Genomic DNA, 17,723 nt, shown 5'->3' on the forward strand with positions numbered 1-17,723 from the left:
CGCGCCGTTATCGCATCGCCGCAAGCATCCCGTCGATGGAGACGATTGCGAAGCGCGTGAAATCGTCCGCCACGGCGTATGGCAGCAGCATCTCGCGCCCACGCACCAGCGCGCCGCAGCTATACACCACGTTGGGGACATAGCCGTTGCGCTCATGATCGCTGGGCTCGAGCAGCGGCTCGGCCAGCCGCCCGAGCACCTTCGCGGGATCGTCGCGGTCGAGCAACACCGCGCCCATGCAGTAATTGCGCACCACGCCCACGCCGTGCGTTAACACCAGCCAGCCTTCGTCGATCTCGATGGGCGAGCCGCAATTGCCGATCTGAACACTCTCCCATGCGTACAACGGCTCCAGAAGCTTGCCCTGCGCTCGCCACGTCAGCAGGTCGTCGGACGACGCCAGCCACAAATTCTCATTGTCCTGCCGCCCCAGCGCCAGGTAGCGCCCACCGATCTGACGCGGGAACAGCGCCATACCTTTGGCATCGGCAAGGTCGCCCCGCACCGGATGCATCTTGAAGGTGCGGAAATCGTCGGTCTGGAGAAGCTCCTGGCGCGCGCCCGCCGCGCCGACCGCGGTGTAGGTGCCGATAAAGGTCAAGGGCCGGTCCGGTATCGCGAAGGGCGTGAGCCGCAAATCCTCAATGCCGCGGCTTTGGCTTTCCACGACCGGGAACAGCACCGTCTCGGACGGTTCGCAACTGCCGGAGCAATCGAGTTGGATCGTGTCGGCGTCCTGCCAGCCCCGCACCGGGGTGGTAATCGGCGGCACGCCGCTCGCGGCGGGTGCGGCGATCTCGACATCGCCGTCGGCCCGCCACACGCCGGTCCGGAACGTCACCGAGGACAGATGCCCTTCCCCGATCCCGCGCAGTGACAGAACGAAGCCCGTGTCGCCCGCCGGCTGCATACCAATCGGCCATGCGACGATGCTGGGATTGAACAAAGCCGCCGACTCGAACGAATATTCCGCGCTGAAATACGCACCGATCAGCAATCGACGATCTTCGTCGAGGGTCGCGACATCGACACCGGCGACGCGCCCCGCGAGATCCCCGCCGCGTGCGCGCAGCGTATCCTTGGCGCCATGATCGGCATGTCCGATCGATTCCCACAGCCGCTCGATCTGACGGGTCACCGCCGCACCGTCGAAGGCGAGCACGCGACGGACGATTCGGGTCGTGCGGTCTTCGGGTTGATGGTCGAAGCCGGCGGGATCGGACGGCAGGAATGGCCGGATCACAGTGCGGCTCGCGTCGGGACGCAGTTCGATATCGAGCTTGCGCAGGTAAGGTTCAGTATCAGCCATGAGTGTCTCCGTCAGGCGATTGTACCAATCGCATCGGTATGAACGTCGACCCCGACCAGCCGCGCCGGCCCAAGGCTCGTGGTCAGTGCCGTATTGGTCACATCGCCTCCGCGCGCCATCAGGACGCGGCCAATCCGCCGGGCGGTTGTCGCGCGCATCGAAGCTATGCCGATAGCCGCCGATGTCTCGTAGCGGATGTCGTATCCGGCGCGGCTCAGCATTGCGGTTCCAGGCTCCGGCGTCATGCGTAAAGGTTTGTACCGGGGTCGTAACGCGATCCTCGACCGAAATGTCCACGCCTCGGGCCATGTCCCGGAAACTTACTGGAAAGTCGGGTCATGTACGCGAGATCGGCACTGGCTGATGGAGGCTCGCGCGCCGCCATGATACGGCGTTCGCTGGATGACACGGCCCGTCCGTCACGATAGCTGGTCACATGGACCGACACCGCGAACACAACGAGCCTTCTCACATGAGTGACCGGCTGGACCGAGCGCTGCTGGGCATAGACGAGCCGTCCCCCGTCCGCATCGTCAATCCAAACGGTCGCTCACCTTTCCTGCTGATCGGCGATCACGCCGGCAATCTGGTGCCCCGCGCCTTGGAGCCATTCGGCGTGACTTCGCCGGACTTGGACCGCCATATCGGCTGGGACATCGGTATTGCCACGCTCGGCGAGACGCTCGCCACGATGCTCGACGCGACCTTCATCGCACAACGCTATTCGCGCTTGGTGGTCGACTGCAATCGCGCCCCGGACGCCGAGGACGCCATGCCGGCGGTGAGTGACGGAACGCCGATACCCGCTAACGCCTCACTCGATGCGGAAGGCCGCGCAGCCCGCCTGGCAGCTATCCATACCCCCTATCAGGCCGCGATCGCGGCCGAACTGGCACGTCGCGACGCCGCGCGCGAGGATGCGGTTCTGGTCGCTCTGCATAGCTTCACCCCCGTAATGCGCGGCTTTGCGCGACCCTGGCAGATCGGCGTCCTCCACGGCGGCGGCGACGAGGCGTACGCGCGTCGGGTATTGTTGGCGTTGGAAGCACGCGGGGATCTCGTGGTCGGCGACAACCAGCCGTATGCGATGGACACCGTCGACTTCACCATCCCCCACCACGCGTTCGCCGCAGGACGGCGTTACGTGGAGACCGAGATCCGCCAGGATTTGCTGAAGACGGAGGCGCAAATTCACGAGTGGGCCGACCTGCTGGTAACGGTGCTGACTGCTGCGCTCTGATTCTTTCCGCTCCCGGAGGATCATGGCGCATAGGTGATCGTTGCCTGCCCGGTCGCGCGGACCGGCATGAACAGGCCCTTCCCCGTGACGGCCAACGTACCGTTCTCCACCTTGGTCACATCCGCCGACAAGACAAAATCCCCCTCGCGCCGCGCACCTATCGCTTTCCGTGCCGCCCGTAGCACCTTGGCGTAGTCGGGCGCGAAATCATGGCTGAGACCGCGCGCGATGCTATCGCGGATCGATCCGTCCTTGAACAATGCGATCAGGAGGTTCGTCACCCCGCTGTCGGTGTCGGTGGCAATACCTACGTCGCGAACGCGCACCAGTTGCGACCCTTTGACGTTGTACGGGACCGCCGTCAGCCAGACCTGTCCCTTGGTCGACAGCAGGGGAGCGGTACGCGCATGGGCCTTCGCCTTCACACCCACCGCGAGGTGCCCGCCGGTCGTCGCATAAACCGTCACGTCGCCAAACTCGACTTCGACAGGGCCGATCCCCGGTAGCGATATCCCCCTTTTCGCGCGCCTGACCAGCGCCCGTTTCACCACCGGCTCCAGTTGCGCATAGTCGGCCAGCACCGGCACGAAAAAATTGATGCCGCGCTTGTCGGTGGTCGGTACGGGCGGCGGCAGCGGCGTCGCCACCGGGTCGCTCGGCCGGTCCCCGACGAATGTCTCGGTCAGCGCATCGGCGGAGAGCAGGAGAGTCAGCCTGCGGCCCGAGACATGATAACCGCCAAAGCCAAGCCGCTTGGGGGTCACCCGCATCCAAGCCGGGGGTTTATCGCGGTTGAGCATGATCGACGTGAAGCCTTTGGGCCACGCCGATGCGAGCTTCCTATGCAGGTCGAGTTTGTTGAGTTCGCGCGGCAGGCTCTGCTCCAGGCTGGCGATCACCGGCGTCAGCCTCGCGTCCGCCTTGGTCGCGAACTCGATACGCTGGCCAAGGAAATCGATCCCCGGCGCGGTCGTCCAGTCATAGGCGATCCTGACCGTCGCGGTCGGCTTCCAGTCGCCGGTGATCGACAGCCGCGCGACAGCGCGCACAACAGCGTCGCCGGTCGCGGTCTTCGAGACGATCCCGCCGACTTTCTCCGCCGCAATCGCCGCATGCACGGGGAAGGTGATCGTCAGCCTGTCGCCGCTTCCCCCCAACACCAGCCGTCCGCGTGTGACCGCGCCAACCACGCGGCAGCCGAGGTCCGGCAACAATTTGACCCTGGCGATCCTGAGATCGACCCGTTGAGCGCCAACGCACTTGTCGAGCCGCTTGTCGATCCGCCAGAGCCGGCGCGGCGTCTTGGCCTCCAGCGCGCGTTGCACGTCGTCGAGCGATCCCGAAATCGGCACCACGATCGACGACGTTTCGATCGGAAAATCGGGCGCGCTCTCCACCCTGTGCGGTGGGGGCACCTGCACCTTATGGCCGCACGCGCTCACCAGCAGCGACGCGGTCGCCAACACCACGATCGAACGAGATTCCAAAAACCAATCCTCTCGGACAGGCGAACGTTCGACGCGACGCAATGGTACCGGGTAACGTCTTGCGGCGGGCGATAGCTCTCGAACTCAGCCGCGCCACAGCCGAACCGCTCGGCCTATCCGACGAACGCCCGCTCGATCACGAAATCACCCGGATGCGCATTCGAGCCTTCCTTGAAGCCCTCGGCCTCGAGCATCTTCGCGAAATCGTGGATCATCGCGTTGCTACCACACAACATGACCCGGTCAGTCGCTGGATCAAGCTTCTTGGGGCCGGTCAGCGGCGCTTCGAACAAGGTACCGTCCTCGATCAGCCCGTCGATCCTCTTGCCGTTGCGGAACGGTTCACGCGTGACGGTCGGGATGTAGTGGAACTGAGCCGCCGCCTCATCGGCGACGAGCGGATCGTCTGCAAGCTGCGCGGCCATTTCGTCGTGGTAAGCGAGATCGCTCACGCGACGGACGCTATGCACGACTACAACTTGCGAGAAGCGTTCGTACACGTCGGGGTCGCGGATCAAGCTGAGAAACGGCGCGAGTCCGGTGCCGGTCGACAGCAGGAACAAGCGGCTGCCCGGCAACAGCGCATCACACACCAACGTGCCCACCGGCTTACGGCCAAGATAGACCTGATCGCCCGGCTGGACCTTTTGCAGCCGCGAGGTGAGCGGGCCGTCCTGAACCTTGATCGAAAGAAACTCGAGTTCCTCGGCATACGCCGGGCTGGCGATCGAATAGGCGCGCATCAGCGGCTTGGCACCGTCGTCGAGGCCGATCATCACGAACTCGCCCGACCGGAAACGGAACGACGCCGGCCGCTCGATCGCGAAGCTGAACAGATGCTCGTTCCAATGGCGGACCCACTTGACCTCGACCGAGTGAAAGGCCGCGTTGTCAGGGATCAGCCGCGGGGTGGTGACAGGCGCGTTCATTGTAACAGGATTCCGTTCAGTCAAACCGTAGAGACGTGCCCGTCGCCTCTACAGACCCATCGAACAAGGTCAACAATATGATCCGCTCGATACCGCGCTTGTTCGATCAGGATGCGCGCTTGGGCGCCGGCCGATCATATGGGAATCCGCTGCGGGCTGACGCGCTCCGTCATCGACTCGACGCAACACCGATTGCCTATGCTGGCGATAGGAATATCATGGCGTCATAACCGGAGTCGCGGCCCACCCGACCCGAACGGCGAGATCCCTCGAGGAGTCCGGTCATGACGTTGGAGAGCGACTTTTTCGGCACCCATCCGCTTCTCACCGTGACGGTGGCGGGCGATCGTGCACCGGAGTGGCCGGCGGCTAACCGCAAAGACGTCCGCACCCTCGCGCTCGACATGAGGCACAAGCACCATCGCGGTTTCTGGGCGATGCAACTCGATGAGGCAGCGCGCGCGGCGGGCGAGCCGCATGTGGTGGTCGCGCGCGGTCTCGCCTGCCTTGCCGTGGTCCGCTGGGCACAGCTCTCGCCGAAATCCTATCTCGGCAACATCGCGGGCGCCTGCCTGTTCTCGCCGCTGTCGTTCATGCCCGCCCAGGCGCCGCTCGCGCAGGCGCTGCAACCCAGCCCAACCCTGCCGCTGCCATTTCCATCGCTGGTGGTCGAGCATCGTACCGCGCCGCTCGTCGCGCATCTGCTCACGCTCATCGATAGCTGGGGCAGCCATTTCATCGACATAGCCGATTTCGCTGCGCCCGATCTCTCGCCCCCTGTGAGGGTCGAACCTCATCTGCCGGGCAGCCGTCTCTGGCGCTAGGCGGCCCGGCGCCATGCGATAACTGCGCTGGAAAAAAGCTCTGCGGCACGCAATTGCCACACCCGATCTTCCCCGATATGGTAGCGCTATCGTATCAATCGAGCCTCTCCAGAAGGCTAAGAGGGTGATGAACGGCATGCTACTTCGCACATCGATCACAATCGCGGCGCTGCTCAGCGCGAGTGCGCTCGCCGCGCAAGCTCATGAGGATAGCAAGGGGGCTGATGCCTCGCGCTTCCTGTCGCAACCGCTGGTGACCTCGATCTACACCGCCGACCCTTCTGCGCATGTTTTCAACGGCAAGATCTACGTTTATCCATCGCATGACGTGCCGACCGACACGCCTGACGACGACCTCGGCAACGAATATGCCATGCACGATTATCGCGTGCTGCGGATGGATCGGATCGGCGGGCCGGTCACGGTCGGCCCGGTCGCCCTTGATGTGAAGGACGTTCCGTGGGCCTCCAAACAGATGTGGGCGCCCGACGCCGCCTATAAGAACGGCACCTATTACCTGTATTTCCCGGCGCGTGATAAGTCGAAAGACAAAAACGGTCTCGGGGCGTTCAAGATCGGCGTCGCCACGTCGAAGAACCCAATGGGCCCGTTCAAGGCCGAGCCCAAGCCGATCCCGGGCAGCTTTTCGATGGACCCGGCGGTGTTCACCGACACAGACGGCAAGACCTACATGTATTTCGGCGGCATCTGGGGGGGGCAGCTTCAGCGCTGGGCCAAGGGCACGTATGATCCCAATGGCAGCGACACCGATCTGATACAGGACGATCAGCCCGCGCTGTCGGGCAAGGTCGTGCGTATGAACGCCGACATGAAAACCTTCGCCGAAAAACCTCGCGACGCGGTGATCCTCGGCGAGGACGGCCAGCCGGTGAAGGGCGGCGAGCACGACAAGCGCTTCTTTGAAGGCTCTTGGATGTTCAAGCGCGGCTCCACCTATTATTACACCTATTCGACGGGCGACACGCACTTCCTGAGCTACGCGACCGGGACCAATCCATATGGTCCGTTCACGTTCCGCGGGCATTTCCTCCTGCCGGTGCAAGGCTGGACGACGCATCATTCGATCATCGAGCACGGCGGCAAATGGTGGCTGTTCTATGCGGATACGCAGCTCAGCAACAAGAACCACCTGCGCAACGTCAAGGTCACCGAGTTGTTCTTCAACCAAGACGGCTCGATCAAGCCCATCAATCCGTTCGTGAAGTAACACGCATGTTCCTCGGCATCGATATCGGCACGTCGGGCGTCAAGGCCGTCGTCCTCGACACCCACGGCAGCGTGGTGGGTCAGGGCACGGCCGCGCTCACCGTGCAGCGCCCTCACCCGCTCTGGTCCGAGCAGGATCCCGATAGCTGGTGGGCGGCGACCACCGCCGCGGTGCAGGCGATCGATGCCGATGTGCGGCGCGCGGTGCGCGGCATTGGCCTCGCCGGCCAGATGCATGGCGCGACCTTGCTCGGCGCTGACGACAAACCCTTGCGCCCGGCGATCCTGTGGAACGACGGTCGCAGCGCTGCCGAATGCGCCGAGTTGGAAGCCGCGACGCCACTGTTCCAGTCGGTCGGCGGCAACATCGTCATGCCGGGTTTCACCGCGCCCAAGCTGGCGTGGGTGCGCAAGCACGAACCCGACGTGTTCGCCGCGACCAAGCTGGTGCTGCTGCCGAAAGATTATGTTCGCCTGCTGATGACCGGCGAAAAGGCATCGGACATGTCCGATTCGGCCGGTACGCTCTGGCTCGATGTCGCCGGTCGGACCTGGAGCAACGACCTGCTCGCCGCGTGCGGGCTGGACGTCAGCCAGATGCCGGCGCTGGTCGAAGGCCCGCAAACCACCGGGCGGCTGAGCGCGCAGGTGGCCGAACTGTGGGGCATGCCGCAGGTACCGGTCGCGGGCGGCGGCGGCGACAATGCGGCGGGCGCGGCGGGGGTCGGTGTCGTCAAGGATGGCGACGCGCTGCTGTCGCTTGGCACGTCGGGCGTGATCTTCGTCGCCAATGATGCCTTCCGGCCCAACCCGGCGCGCGCCGTCCACGCTTTCTGCCACTGCCTGCCCGATATGTGGCATCAGATGGCGGTGCATCTCTCGGCAGCCTCCTGCATCGACTGGGTCGCGCGGCTGACCGGCGCGGCGGGTGCGGCCGATCTGTTCGCGCGCGCCGAAAAGGCCGGTCCTGCGAGCGGCCCCGAACTGTTCCTCCCGTATCTCTCGGGCGAGCGCACGCCGCACAACGATGCCGAAGTGCGCGGCGCGTTCCTGCGGCTGGACAATGACACCGGCCCTGAGCGGCTGGCACAGGCCGTGCTCGAGGGCGTCGCCTTCGCGCTCGCCGACGGGCTGGACGCGCTCCGCGGTGCAGGCACTGAGGTTGCCAAGCTGTCGGTGATCGGCGGCGGCGCACGCTCACGCTATTGGGGCGCGACGCTCGCGGCTGCGTTGAACACGCCGTTGGTCTATCTTCAGGCAGGCGAAGTCGGCCCGGCGCTCGGCGCCGCCCGGCTTGCCCAGATCGCGGTCGATGGCGGCTCGCCCGCAGAAGTCTGCGTCGCACCGCCAGTCGCCCACGTCATCGAACCCGATGCCGCGTTGGTCGATCGGCTCGCCCCCAAGCTCGCCGCGTTCCGCGACGCCTATGCTCACATCACCCCCCAGAATATCACCCCAAGGAGTGCCTGATGGCCATCGACTTCTTTGCGAACATCCCGACGATCAAATATGAGGGGCCGGACAGCACCAACGAGCTGGCCTATCGCTTCTACGACAAGGATAAGGTCGTACTCGGCAAGCGGATGGAGGACCATCTCCGCTTCGCTGCCTGTTTCTGGCACACCTTCGTTTGGCAGGGCAGCGACGTATTCGGCGGCGGCACCTTCAACCGCCCGTGGCATCAGGGCCCGAACGACAGCGCGACCGCCGCGATCAAGCGCGAAGTCGCGTTCGACTTCTTCACCAAGCTCGACATCCCGTTCTACTGCTTCCATGACATCGACGTGATGGCCGACGCGCACAACGTCGCCGAGCATCGCCAGTATTTCGCCGAAGCGGTCGATCACCTCGAAAAGCTTCAGGCCTCATCGGGCCGCAAGCTGCTGTGGGGCACCGCCAATCTGTTCAGCCACCCGCGCTTCGCCGCCGGCGGCGCGACCAACCCCGACCCCGAGGTCTATGCGTTCGGCGCGATGCAGGTGCGTGACGCGCTCGAAGCGACTCACCGGCTCGGCGGCAGCAACTACGTGCTGTGGGGCGGCCGCGAGGGCTATGAGACCCTCCTCAACACCGATCTCAAGCGCGAGCTCGACAATTTCGGGCGGTTCCTGAGCCTGGTCGTCGAGCACAAGCACAAGATCGGCTTCAAGGGCACGATCCTGATCGAGCCGAAGCCGCACGAGCCCACCAAGCACCAGTACGACTTCGACACCGCGACCGTGTACGGCTTCCTCAAGCGCTACGGCCTCGAGAACGAAGTGCGCGTCAACATCGAGGCGAACCACGCGACGCTCGCCGGCCACACGTTCGAGCATGAGATCGCCACGGCGAACGCGCTCGGCCTGTTCGGTTCGATCGACGCCAATCGCGGCGATCACCAGAATGGCTGGGATACCGACCAATTCCCCAACTCGCCCGAGGAACTGACGCTGGCGATGGTCGAAATTCTCCGCGCCGGCGGCTTCACCGATGGCGGGTTCAACTTCGACTCGAAGGTGCGTCGCCAGTCGATGGACGCGGTCGATCTGTTCTACGGCCACATCGGCGGCATCGACACGGTCGCGCGCGGCCTGCTCGGCGCGGCCAAGCTGATCGAGGACGGTCGCGTCGATGCGATCAAGGCCGAGCGCTACGCCGGCTGGAATGGGGAACTCGGCACGCAGATCGGCGGGCTTGATCTCGCCGGCATCGCCGATCTGGCGGTCGAAAAGGCGTTCGATCCCAAGCCGCGTTCGGGCCAGCAGGAGCGGCTCGAGAACCTCGTCAACCGTTTCGTCTGATCTTAACCGGCCGTCACCCGACCTGTCGGGTGGCGGCCAGTGCTTCCCAAGCGCGGCCGGCCGTGCCACGTAACCCCGACACGCAGCCGGGGGCCTCATGAGCATCTTCGCCGACCTCAAAGCGCTGACCAGCGCGCAAAAGAGCTCGATCTGGGCGAGCTATCTCGGCTGGACGCTCGACGCGTTCGATTTCTTCCTGATGGTGTTCATGTTCTCGGCGGTCGCGCGGGAGTTCGGCACCGACGTCAAGACCACCGCCGAAGCCACCTTCTTCACGCTCGCCGCACGGCCGTTCGGCGCGTTCGTGTTCGGGCTGCTCGCCGACCGATACGGCCGGCGGCCGGTGATGATGATCGTCATCCTCGCGTTCTCGGCCTTCTCGGTGCTGTCGGCGTTCGCCTGGTCGCTGACGTCGTTGTTCGTGATCCGCGCGCTGTTCGGCTTCGCGATGGGCGGCGAATGGGGCATCGGCGCCAGCCTGGTGATGGAAAGCATCCCCGCGAGGATGCGCGGCTTCGTGTCCGGTTTGCTGCAGAGCGGGTATCCGTCCGGCTATTTCCTTGCGAGCCTCGTGTTCTTTCTGCTGTTCGACCATATCGGCTGGCGCGGCATGTTTCTGATCGGCGTCGTGCCCGCAATTCTCGTTTTCCTGATCCGCATGCACGTCGAGGAAAGCCCCGCGTTCGAGGCGCTCGCCGAAAAGCCACGCATCAACCCGCTCACCGCCCTGGTCGATAACTGGAAGATCGCGTTGTACCTCGTTGTGCTGATGACGGCGTTCAACTTCTTCAGCCACGGTACGCAGGACGTGTATCCGACCTTCCTCAAAGAACAGCATCACCTCTCCACCCACACCGCCGGCCTGCTTGCGATGGTAATGAACGCGGGTGCCATCGTCGGTGGAATTGGTTTCGGTATCTGGTCAGAGAAGATCGGCCGCAAGCGCGCCATCATCATCGGCGCGCTCTGCGCTCTGCCGGTTATTCCGCTCTGGGCATTCTCGACCACGCCGGTGATGCTCGGCGCCGGCGCGTTTCTCATGCAGGTCGCGGTGCAGGGCGCCTGGGGGATCGTGCCGGTCCATCTCAACGAACTGTCACCGGCGGCGGTGCGGGGCATGTTTCCGGGTTTCGCCTATCAACTCGGCAATTTGATCGCCTCGCGCAACGCCGTGATACAGGCAGGCGTGGCGGAGAGCCACGGCGGCGACTATGGCTTCGCGCTGGCGCTGGTCGCCGGGATCACCGCGATCGTGATCGTGATCTGGACCGCGATCGGTCCCGAGCGGCGGGACGTGGACTTCGTCGAACAAGCGAAAGCGTAACGGCGACGATCCGGCGTGATCGCGCCGGTCAGTTCTTCTCGCTTTTCACCGCCGGGGTGGCGGAGGCGGTCACGATCGGCGGCCCTTTGGCGATCGCCGCGCTCAACTGCGAGATCTCGGGGCAAGCGCGCTTGGCGCAGACCGCGCGCAGCTTGGTGAGGTTGGTCTTCGCGCGCTCGACCGCGCCCTGCTGAACGAGCGCCTCGCCCTGTTCCTTGAGCGCGGCGACGTCATCCGGCTGCAACTCCAGCGCCTCGCGGTAGAAGCGGATCGCCTTGCCGGGCAGGTCGCGCTTGCGGGCGACCTCGCCGAGACCGATGAATGCTTGCCGGGTGCGCGGATCGACCGCCAGCGCGCTCTCATAGGCGTCGATCGCACCGTCGAGGTTGCCGGTCGCCTGCGCCGCCCGGCCCTTGTCGACCAGCGCCAGCGCGCGCGCGTCGATCGCGCTGTCCGGGCGCTGGCCATGCACCGCCGTCGATACCGTCAACAGCGTCATCGCGGCGGCAGCGGCGACGGACAGATAGCGCATGATCCACTCCAGTTTCGGCACAATGCTCCGAGTTAACACGGGGCCTGCATCCGCGCGACAAAAAAGCCGTCCGTGCCGTCGTGCGCCGGCGTGAGCCGCACGCCATCGCCGTGTGCGCGCCCGACGGGCAGCGCGAGCGGCTCAGCGCGCCAGCCGGGGCGGGCGGCGAGGAAGCGCGCCACCTGCCCCGCACCTTCGACATCGAGGAGCGAGCAGACGATGTGGACGAGCGCCCCGCCCGGCTTGACCAGCGCCGCGCCGACGTCGAGCAGGCGGGCTTGCGTCTCCACCAGCCGCGCGAGCCGATCAGGCGTGAGCCGCCAGCGCGCCTCGGGGTTGCGCCGCCATGTGCCGGTGCCCGAGCACGGCGCGTCGATCAGCACGCAATCGGCCTGCGCGGTCCAGTCGGTCAGCGCCTCGCCTTCGCGGCCCGGATCGAGCAGGCGCGTCGTCACGATCGAGGCGCCGGCGCGCGCGGCTCGGGGCAAAAGTCGCGAAAGTCGCCCACGATCGCTATCGCTGGCTAAGATCGCACCCTGATTCATCATTGCAACGACAAGGGCGAGCGTCTTGCCGCCGGCGCCCGCGCAGAGATCGACGATGCGCTGGCCCGGTGCGGCGCGCGCAGCCAGCGTGACGACCTGGCTGCCGGCATCCTGCACCTCGATCGCGCCCGCCGCCCATTCGGGGAGCGCCTCGACGTTGACGCCCGGGGGCAGCCGCAGCGCATCGGGCAGGCCCGCGATCGGCGCGGCGCCCGCGATCGCGACGGGCATGTCGACGAGCCGATTGACACGAATGTCGAGCGGCGCGCGCTCGACCAGCGCGGCGAGTTCGGCATCGGCGAGGCCCGACTCCGCGAGCGCCGCGCGCAGCCACTCGGGCGCGATGCCCTCGGGAGCGACCGGCTCATCCGCCGCGATCCGCGCCGGGGCGTGGCCCTCGCCCGTGAAAAGCGCCGCCAGCGCAGGATCGCGCGCGGCCACCGCGAGCATCGCCGCACGGCCGCTGACCGGCGGCGCCCCGCACAGCCGGATCGCCGCATAGACCAACTCGCGCACCGCGCGCCGATCCTTGCTGCCCGCATAGCGGCGCGTCGCGAAATAGCGCGCGATCAGCGTATCCGCCGCCGCGCCGCCGGCGCGGGCGGCTGCGAGGATCTCGTCGAGGAGGTCGATCGCCGCTTGGGCGCGGGCGGAGGGCGTCACGCGGCGCGTCCGCTTACGAGGGGGCATGCGGCGGACGCGTGTGCAGGCAAGATCATGCTTAAATCTTTGCCAGTTTTACAGGGGATAGAACAGGCCGAAGCCGTGCGGCGGACGTGAGGCACGTGCTTCGACTGCGCTCAGCACGAACGGGCTCGAGGTGAAGAGGCGCTTGCTCAATATCTCGGCAGACGCATCATCGAGCGCCCCCCGCCCTCACCGCGTCGGGTAGTTCGGCGCCTCGCGCGTGATCGTCACGTCGTGGACGTGGCTCTCGCGCAACCCCGCACCCGTGATCTGCACGAAGCGGGCGCGCTGTTGCAGGTCGGCGATCGTCGCCGATCCGGTATAGCCCATCGCCGCGCGGATACCGCCGACGAGCTGGTGGATCACGTCCTTGGCCGGGCCCTTATAGGCGACCTGCCCCTCGATCCCCTCGGGCACCAGCTTCAACTGGTCCTTGATGTCGCCCTGGAAATAACGATCGGCCGAGCCGCGCCCCATCGCGCCGACCGAGCCCATGCCGCGGTAGCTCTTGTACGCGCGGCCCTGATACAGGAAGGTCTCGCCGGGCGCCTCCTCGGTGCCCGCCAGCAGCGAGCCGATCATCACCGACGACGCGCCGGCGGCGAGCGCCTTGGCGATGTCGCCCGAGGTGCGGATGCCGCCATCGGCGATGACGGGCACGCCATATTTCTGGCCAATCTCGGCGCAGTCCATCACCGCGGTCAATTGCGGCACGCCGACGCCGGCGACCACGCGGGTGGTGCAGATCGAGCCGGGGCCGATGCCGACCTTGATGCCGTCCGCGCCCGCGTCAATGAGCGCGCGCGTCGCTTCGCCGGTGGCGACGTTGCCCGCGATCACCTGCACCGAGTTCGACAGCTTCTTGACCCGCTCGACCGCACGCGCGACGTCGCGGTTATGGCCGTGCGCGGTGTCGATCACGACGAGGTCGAGTTCGGCGTCGATCAGCGCGGCGGTGCGATCGAACCCCTTGTCGCCGACGGTGGTGGCGGCGGCGACGCGCAGGCGGCCGGTCGCATCCTTGGTGGCGTTGGGATAGGTGACCGCCTTCTCGATATCCTTGACGGTGATGAGGCCGATGCAGCGATACGCTTCGTCGACCACCAGCAATTTCTCGATGCGGCGCTGGTGAAGCAGCCGGCGCGCCTCCTCCGAGGTGACACCGGGCGAGACGGTGGCGAGATTGTCGTGCGTCATCAGCTCGGAGACCGGCTGCGCGGGGTTCTCGGCGAAGCGCACGTCGCGGTTGGTGAGGATGCCGACGAGCCGGCCGTCGCTTTCCACCACCGGGATGCCACTGATCTTGTGGCGCTTCATGATCGCCTGCGCCTCGGCGAGCGTGGCCGAGGGGGCGATGGTGATCGGGTTGACGACCATGCCGCTTTCGAACCGCTTGACCGCGCGGACGGCGGCGACCTGATCCTCGACGGTGAGGTTGCGATGCAGCACGCCGATGCCGCCCAATTGTGCCATCACGATCGCCATGTCGGCCTCGGTGACGGTGTCCATCGCCGAGGAGAGGATCGGAATGTCGAGCGCGATGCCGCGCGTAAGCTGCGTGGCGGTGTCAGTCTGGCTGGGGACGATATCGCTCTCGGCCGGGTACAGCAGGACGTCGTCGAAAGTGAGGCCGAGGCGAATGTCCATGGAGTGCCGTTCCTGCTTGGGGGCTAAGCGAGTCGTGGCGGTCCATGTAAACAACGGCTTCCGCTGGCGCTAGGGGTGCGGGGTGAAGGATTGTTCACGTGGAGGCGCGGAGGGTTCCGTGATGGTGAAGTAGCGGAGGCTCGTCTCTCTTCCCCGTTCGTGCTGAGCTTGTCGAAGCACGTGCCCCGGAGCGCGCCGTTTGAGACACGCCCTTCGACAAGCTCAGGGCGAACGGGTGGGTTGGTCAGGTTTGTTGTGCCACGCGTCCCGCCCCAGTTCGGCGCGGCGACGCGGGAGCGCCTCGGGCATTTCATCGCGGATATAGGCGAGCAACGCCTCGCGCAGATCGCAGCGCAGATCGAACGCGGTGCCGGCGTCGCGCGCGGTGGCGAGGATGCGAACCTCGATCGCATCGGGCTTCATGTCGGTGACCTGCAGCACCTGCGCGCGACCGTCCCAGCGCGAGTTGGCGCTGACGATCTCGGTGTATTTCTCGCGCAGGCGGGCGATGTTGGCGGTCGGATCGAGATAGAAGAACGCCGAGCCGAGCAACTCCGAGCCGGTGCGCGTCCAGTTCTGGAAACTGTCCTCGAGGAACTTCGAGACCGGCACGACCAGCCGGCGCTCGTCCCAGATCCTGACGACGACATAGGTGAGGCGGATCTCCTCGATCTTGCCCCATTCCCCCTCGATGATGACGACGTCGTCGAGCCGGATCGGTTCGGTGAAGGCCATCTGGATGCCGGCGATGACGTTCTTGAGCAGCGGCTGCGCGGCGGCGCCGACCGCCAGCGCCGCAAGGCCGGCCGAGGCCATCAGCGTGACGCCGACGCTGCGCACGCTCGGGATGCTGAGCAGCATCAGGCAGATGGTGACGAAGCCGACACCGAGCAGCGCGATCTGGGTGAGGATCGCGCTGCGCGTGCGGCGCCGGCGCGCGCGCAGATTGTCGGCGACGGTGATGTCGGCGAACAGCGCGATCGCCTGATCGCTCGCCCGGATCATGTTGATCGCCAGCCAGCCGATCAGGGCGGGCACCAGCATCCCCGCCGCGCGCGCCCACAGGATCGTGCCGGTCTTGCCGAGATCGAGCGATTCGCGCACCATCGCGAGGCCGAGCGTGATGAGGATGAATTGCAGCGGGCGCTTGGCGTAGGTGACGAAGATGTCGTCCGCCGAGCCGGGGGTGCGTTCGGCGATGCGGCGCAGCGCGTTCATCAGCAGCCAGTGGACGGCGAGCGCGAGCAGCACGGTGACCGCGATCGTCGCGACATCGACGAGCGAGGCGGGAACGGTCCATCCGGCGATAGTGACGCTCGACATGCGCGCGATAACCGCTCACGCGGGCAAGCGTTCCTCGCAGGCGCAGCATGACCGCGAATGCGATCGTCCCGGACGGACGGCCTCTCGGCGCGACCGTCCGGGCGCGGCGATCAGACCGCCGTCGCGGCCTTGGGCGCGGACTGGCGCACGCCTTCATCGACATGATCGGCGAATTGCGCGAAGTTTTCGACGAACTGATCGACCAGCCTAGCGGCGGTGGCGTCATAGGCGTGCTTGTCCGCCCAGGTCTCGCGCGGATCGAGGATCGCGGAGTCGATGCCGGTCACCGCCACCGGCACCCTGAAGCCGAAATTGGGATCGGTGCGAAACTGCGCGCCGTTGAGGCTGCCGTCGAGCGCGGCGTTGAGCAAGGCGCGCGTCGCCTTGATCGGCATGCGGCGGCCCACGCCGTATTTGCCGCCGGTCCAGCCGGTGTTGACCAGCCAGCAATCGACCCCGCCCTTTGCGATCCGCTCCTTGAGGAGATTGCCGTACACCGAAGGATGACGCGGCATGAACGGCGCGCCGAAGCAGGTCGAGAAGGTCGCCGAGGGTTCGGTCACGCCGATCTCGGTGCCGGCGACGCGCGCGGTATAGCCCGAGAGGAAATGGTACATCGCCTGATCGGGGGTGAGCTTCGCGATCGGGGGGAGCACGCCGTACGCGTCGGCGGTGAGGAAGATGATGTTCTGGGGCACCGGCCCCATGTTCTCGGCCGAGGCATTGGGGATGAAGTCGATCGGATAGGAACCGCGACTGTTCTCGGCGAGGCTGTTGTCGTGGAAATCGAGCGTGCGCGTCTCGTGATCCATCACCACGTTCTCGAGGATCGTGCCGAAGCGCTTGGTGGTCGCGTAGATCTCGGGCTCGGCCTCGGGCGAGAGGTTGATCATCTTGGCGTAGCAGCCGCCCTCGAAGTTGAACACGGCGGTGTCCGACCAGCCATGTTCGTCGTCGCCGATCAGCGTGCGGCTGGCGTCGGCCGACAGCGTGGTCTTGCCGGTGCCCGACAGGCCGAAGAACACGGCGGTGTCGCCCTCGGGGCCGATGTTGGCCGAACAATGCATCGGCATGACGCCCATCGGCGGCAGTTTGTAGTTGAGCAGCCCGAACACCGACTTCTTCATCTCGCCGGCATATTTGGTGCCGCCGATCAGTATCAGCTTCTCGGTGAAGTTGACCGCGATCACGGTCTCGGAACGGGTGCCGTGGCGGGCGGGGTCGGCGCGGAAGCTCGGCAGGTCGATGATGGTGTATTCGGCGTCGAAGCCCTTGAGTTCATGCTCTTCCGGGCGGACGAGAAGCGTGCGGATGAAGCTGCTGTGCCACGCGAGTTCGGTGACGACGCGGACATGGACGCGATATTCGGGCTGCGAACCGCCGAACAGATCCTGCACGAACAGCTCGTCCTTGTCGGCGAGCGCGGCGAGGAAATCGGCCTTGAGCGCGGCGAAATGATCGGGAGCCATGCCCTTGTTGGTCTTGCCCCACCAGACCGTATCCTCGGTCTCGGCATCGCGGACGATGAACTTGTCCTGCGCGGAGCGGCCGGTGTGCGCGCCGGTCTCGACGACCAGCGCGCCGTCGATCGAGAGCTTGCCCTCGCCGCGCGCGACCGCCGCCTCGACGAGCCGCGCGGTCGGCAGATTCCAGTTGAGCTTGGCATTGGTTTGGATGCCCCGCGCGGCGAGGTCCGCGTTCGGAATACGGTGGCTCATCACTCATTCTCCCCAGTACGGCCGATCGTGTCGATCGTGCGCGTGTCTCATGACCTGATCGGCATATCGCGCGCGTAACCGGGGGTCAAACGACGCGATTACTATGAGGGCGCGATGTTTGATTTCGGCAAGACGCGAAGCGATCGGCGCC

Annotated in this window: 15 protein-coding genes; 6 read left to right on the forward strand and 9 right to left on the reverse strand. The window is 66.0% G+C overall.

Going from position 1 to position 17,723, the window contains the following annotated elements; translation table 11 throughout:
- Window positions 1-7 precede the first annotated feature (7 nt).
- Together PX554_RS09950 and PX554_RS09955 are read right to left on the reverse strand one after the other, a co-directional pair.
- The gene (locus PX554_RS09950; protein WP_275501225.1) at window positions 8-1,309 is read right to left on the reverse strand and encodes a glycoside hydrolase family 130 protein; all 1,302 of its coding nucleotides are present in this window, start codon (window positions 1,307-1,309) and stop codon (window positions 8-10) included.
- An 11-nt stretch (window positions 1,310-1,320) separates the two neighbouring features.
- On the reverse strand, window positions 1,321-1,530 hold the full coding sequence (locus PX554_RS09955) for a hypothetical protein (RefSeq protein ID WP_275501226.1): 210 nt from the start codon (window positions 1,528-1,530) through the stop codon (window positions 1,321-1,323).
- Between the two features lie 251 nt (window positions 1,531-1,781).
- Between PX554_RS09955 and PX554_RS09960 the strand changes: the two genes are divergently transcribed.
- Entirely contained in the window at window positions 1,782-2,549 is a 768-nt protein-coding gene (locus PX554_RS09960) for an N-formylglutamate amidohydrolase (protein ID WP_275501228.1), read from the forward strand.
- A 20-nt stretch (window positions 2,550-2,569) separates the two neighbouring features.
- On the opposite strand, the gene PX554_RS09965 is transcribed toward PX554_RS09960, so the two are convergent.
- Both PX554_RS09965 and PX554_RS09970 read right to left on the reverse strand, forming a co-directional pair.
- Window positions 2,570-4,036 carry a DUF4403 family protein gene (locus PX554_RS09965; protein WP_275501230.1) on the reverse strand — a complete coding sequence of 489 codons (1,467 nt, stop codon included), beginning with the start codon at window positions 4,034-4,036 and terminating at the stop codon, window positions 2,570-2,572.
- A gap of 113 nt (window positions 4,037-4,149) precedes the next feature.
- Window positions 4,150-4,965, reverse strand: a complete 816-nt coding sequence (locus PX554_RS09970; RefSeq protein ID WP_275501232.1) for a ferredoxin--NADP reductase — start codon at window positions 4,963-4,965, stop codon at window positions 4,150-4,152.
- A gap of 284 nt (window positions 4,966-5,249) precedes the next feature.
- Here PX554_RS09970 and PX554_RS09975 point away from each other — a divergent pair, with 284 nt between their 5' ends.
- The 5 genes from PX554_RS09975 to PX554_RS09995 all read left to right on the forward strand — a co-directional run bounded on the left by PX554_RS09975 (window position 5,250) and on the right by PX554_RS09995 (window position 11,120).
- Window positions 5,250-5,789: an alpha/beta hydrolase gene (locus PX554_RS09975; protein WP_093219386.1), complete on the forward strand. Its 540-nt coding sequence runs from the start codon at window positions 5,250-5,252 to the stop codon at window positions 5,787-5,789.
- 127 nt (window positions 5,790-5,916) lie between these two features.
- The gene (locus PX554_RS09980; protein WP_275501237.1) at window positions 5,917-7,017 is read left to right on the forward strand and encodes a glycoside hydrolase family 43 protein; all 1,101 of its coding nucleotides are present in this window, start codon (window positions 5,917-5,919) and stop codon (window positions 7,015-7,017) included.
- Between the two features lie 5 nt (window positions 7,018-7,022).
- Entirely contained in the window at window positions 7,023-8,486 is a 1,464-nt protein-coding gene (gene xylB / locus PX554_RS09985) for a xylulokinase (protein ID WP_275501240.1), read from the forward strand.
- Window positions 8,486-9,796, forward strand: coding sequence for a xylose isomerase (gene xylA / locus PX554_RS09990; RefSeq protein ID WP_093219391.1), 1,311 nt, complete (start codon window positions 8,486-8,488; stop codon window positions 9,794-9,796). The genes xylB and xylA overlap by 1 nt, the downstream gene beginning before the upstream one ends.
- Window positions 9,797-9,893: 97 nt before the next feature.
- Window positions 9,894-11,120 carry an MFS transporter gene (locus tag PX554_RS09995; RefSeq protein ID WP_093219394.1) on the forward strand — a complete coding sequence of 409 codons (1,227 nt, stop codon included), beginning with the start codon at window positions 9,894-9,896 and terminating at the stop codon, window positions 11,118-11,120.
- Between the two features lie 28 nt (window positions 11,121-11,148).
- Here PX554_RS09995 and PX554_RS10000 read toward each other — a convergent pair whose 3' ends face one another.
- From PX554_RS10000 to PX554_RS10020, 5 genes are all read right to left on the reverse strand, one after another.
- Window positions 11,149-11,652 carry a tetratricopeptide repeat protein gene (locus PX554_RS10000; RefSeq protein WP_093219397.1) on the reverse strand — a complete coding sequence of 168 codons (504 nt, stop codon included), beginning with the start codon at window positions 11,650-11,652 and terminating at the stop codon, window positions 11,149-11,151.
- A gap of 32 nt (window positions 11,653-11,684) precedes the next feature.
- Window positions 11,685-12,860: an RsmB/NOP family class I SAM-dependent RNA methyltransferase gene (locus PX554_RS10005; protein ID WP_275501246.1), complete on the reverse strand. Its 1,176-nt coding sequence runs from the start codon at window positions 12,858-12,860 to the stop codon at window positions 11,685-11,687.
- 213 nt (window positions 12,861-13,073) lie between these two features.
- The gene (gene guaB, locus PX554_RS10010; RefSeq protein WP_275501248.1) at window positions 13,074-14,531 is read right to left on the reverse strand and encodes an IMP dehydrogenase; all 1,458 of its coding nucleotides are present in this window, start codon (window positions 14,529-14,531) and stop codon (window positions 13,074-13,076) included.
- 222 nt (window positions 14,532-14,753) lie between these two features.
- Entirely contained in the window at window positions 14,754-15,854 is a 1,101-nt protein-coding gene (locus tag PX554_RS10015; RefSeq protein ID WP_093219408.1) for a mechanosensitive ion channel family protein, read from the reverse strand.
- A 110-nt stretch (window positions 15,855-15,964) separates the two neighbouring features.
- Entirely contained in the window at window positions 15,965-17,572 is a 1,608-nt protein-coding gene (locus tag PX554_RS10020; RefSeq protein WP_275501251.1) for a phosphoenolpyruvate carboxykinase, read from the reverse strand.
- Between the last annotated feature and the right edge of the window lie 151 nt (window positions 17,573-17,723).

Origin of the sequence: Sphingomonas pollutisoli, from assembly GCF_029167165.1 — a bacterium.
In the GTDB taxonomy this organism is placed as follows: Bacteria; Pseudomonadota; Alphaproteobacteria; order Sphingomonadales; family Sphingomonadaceae; genus Sphingomonas; species Sphingomonas pollutisoli.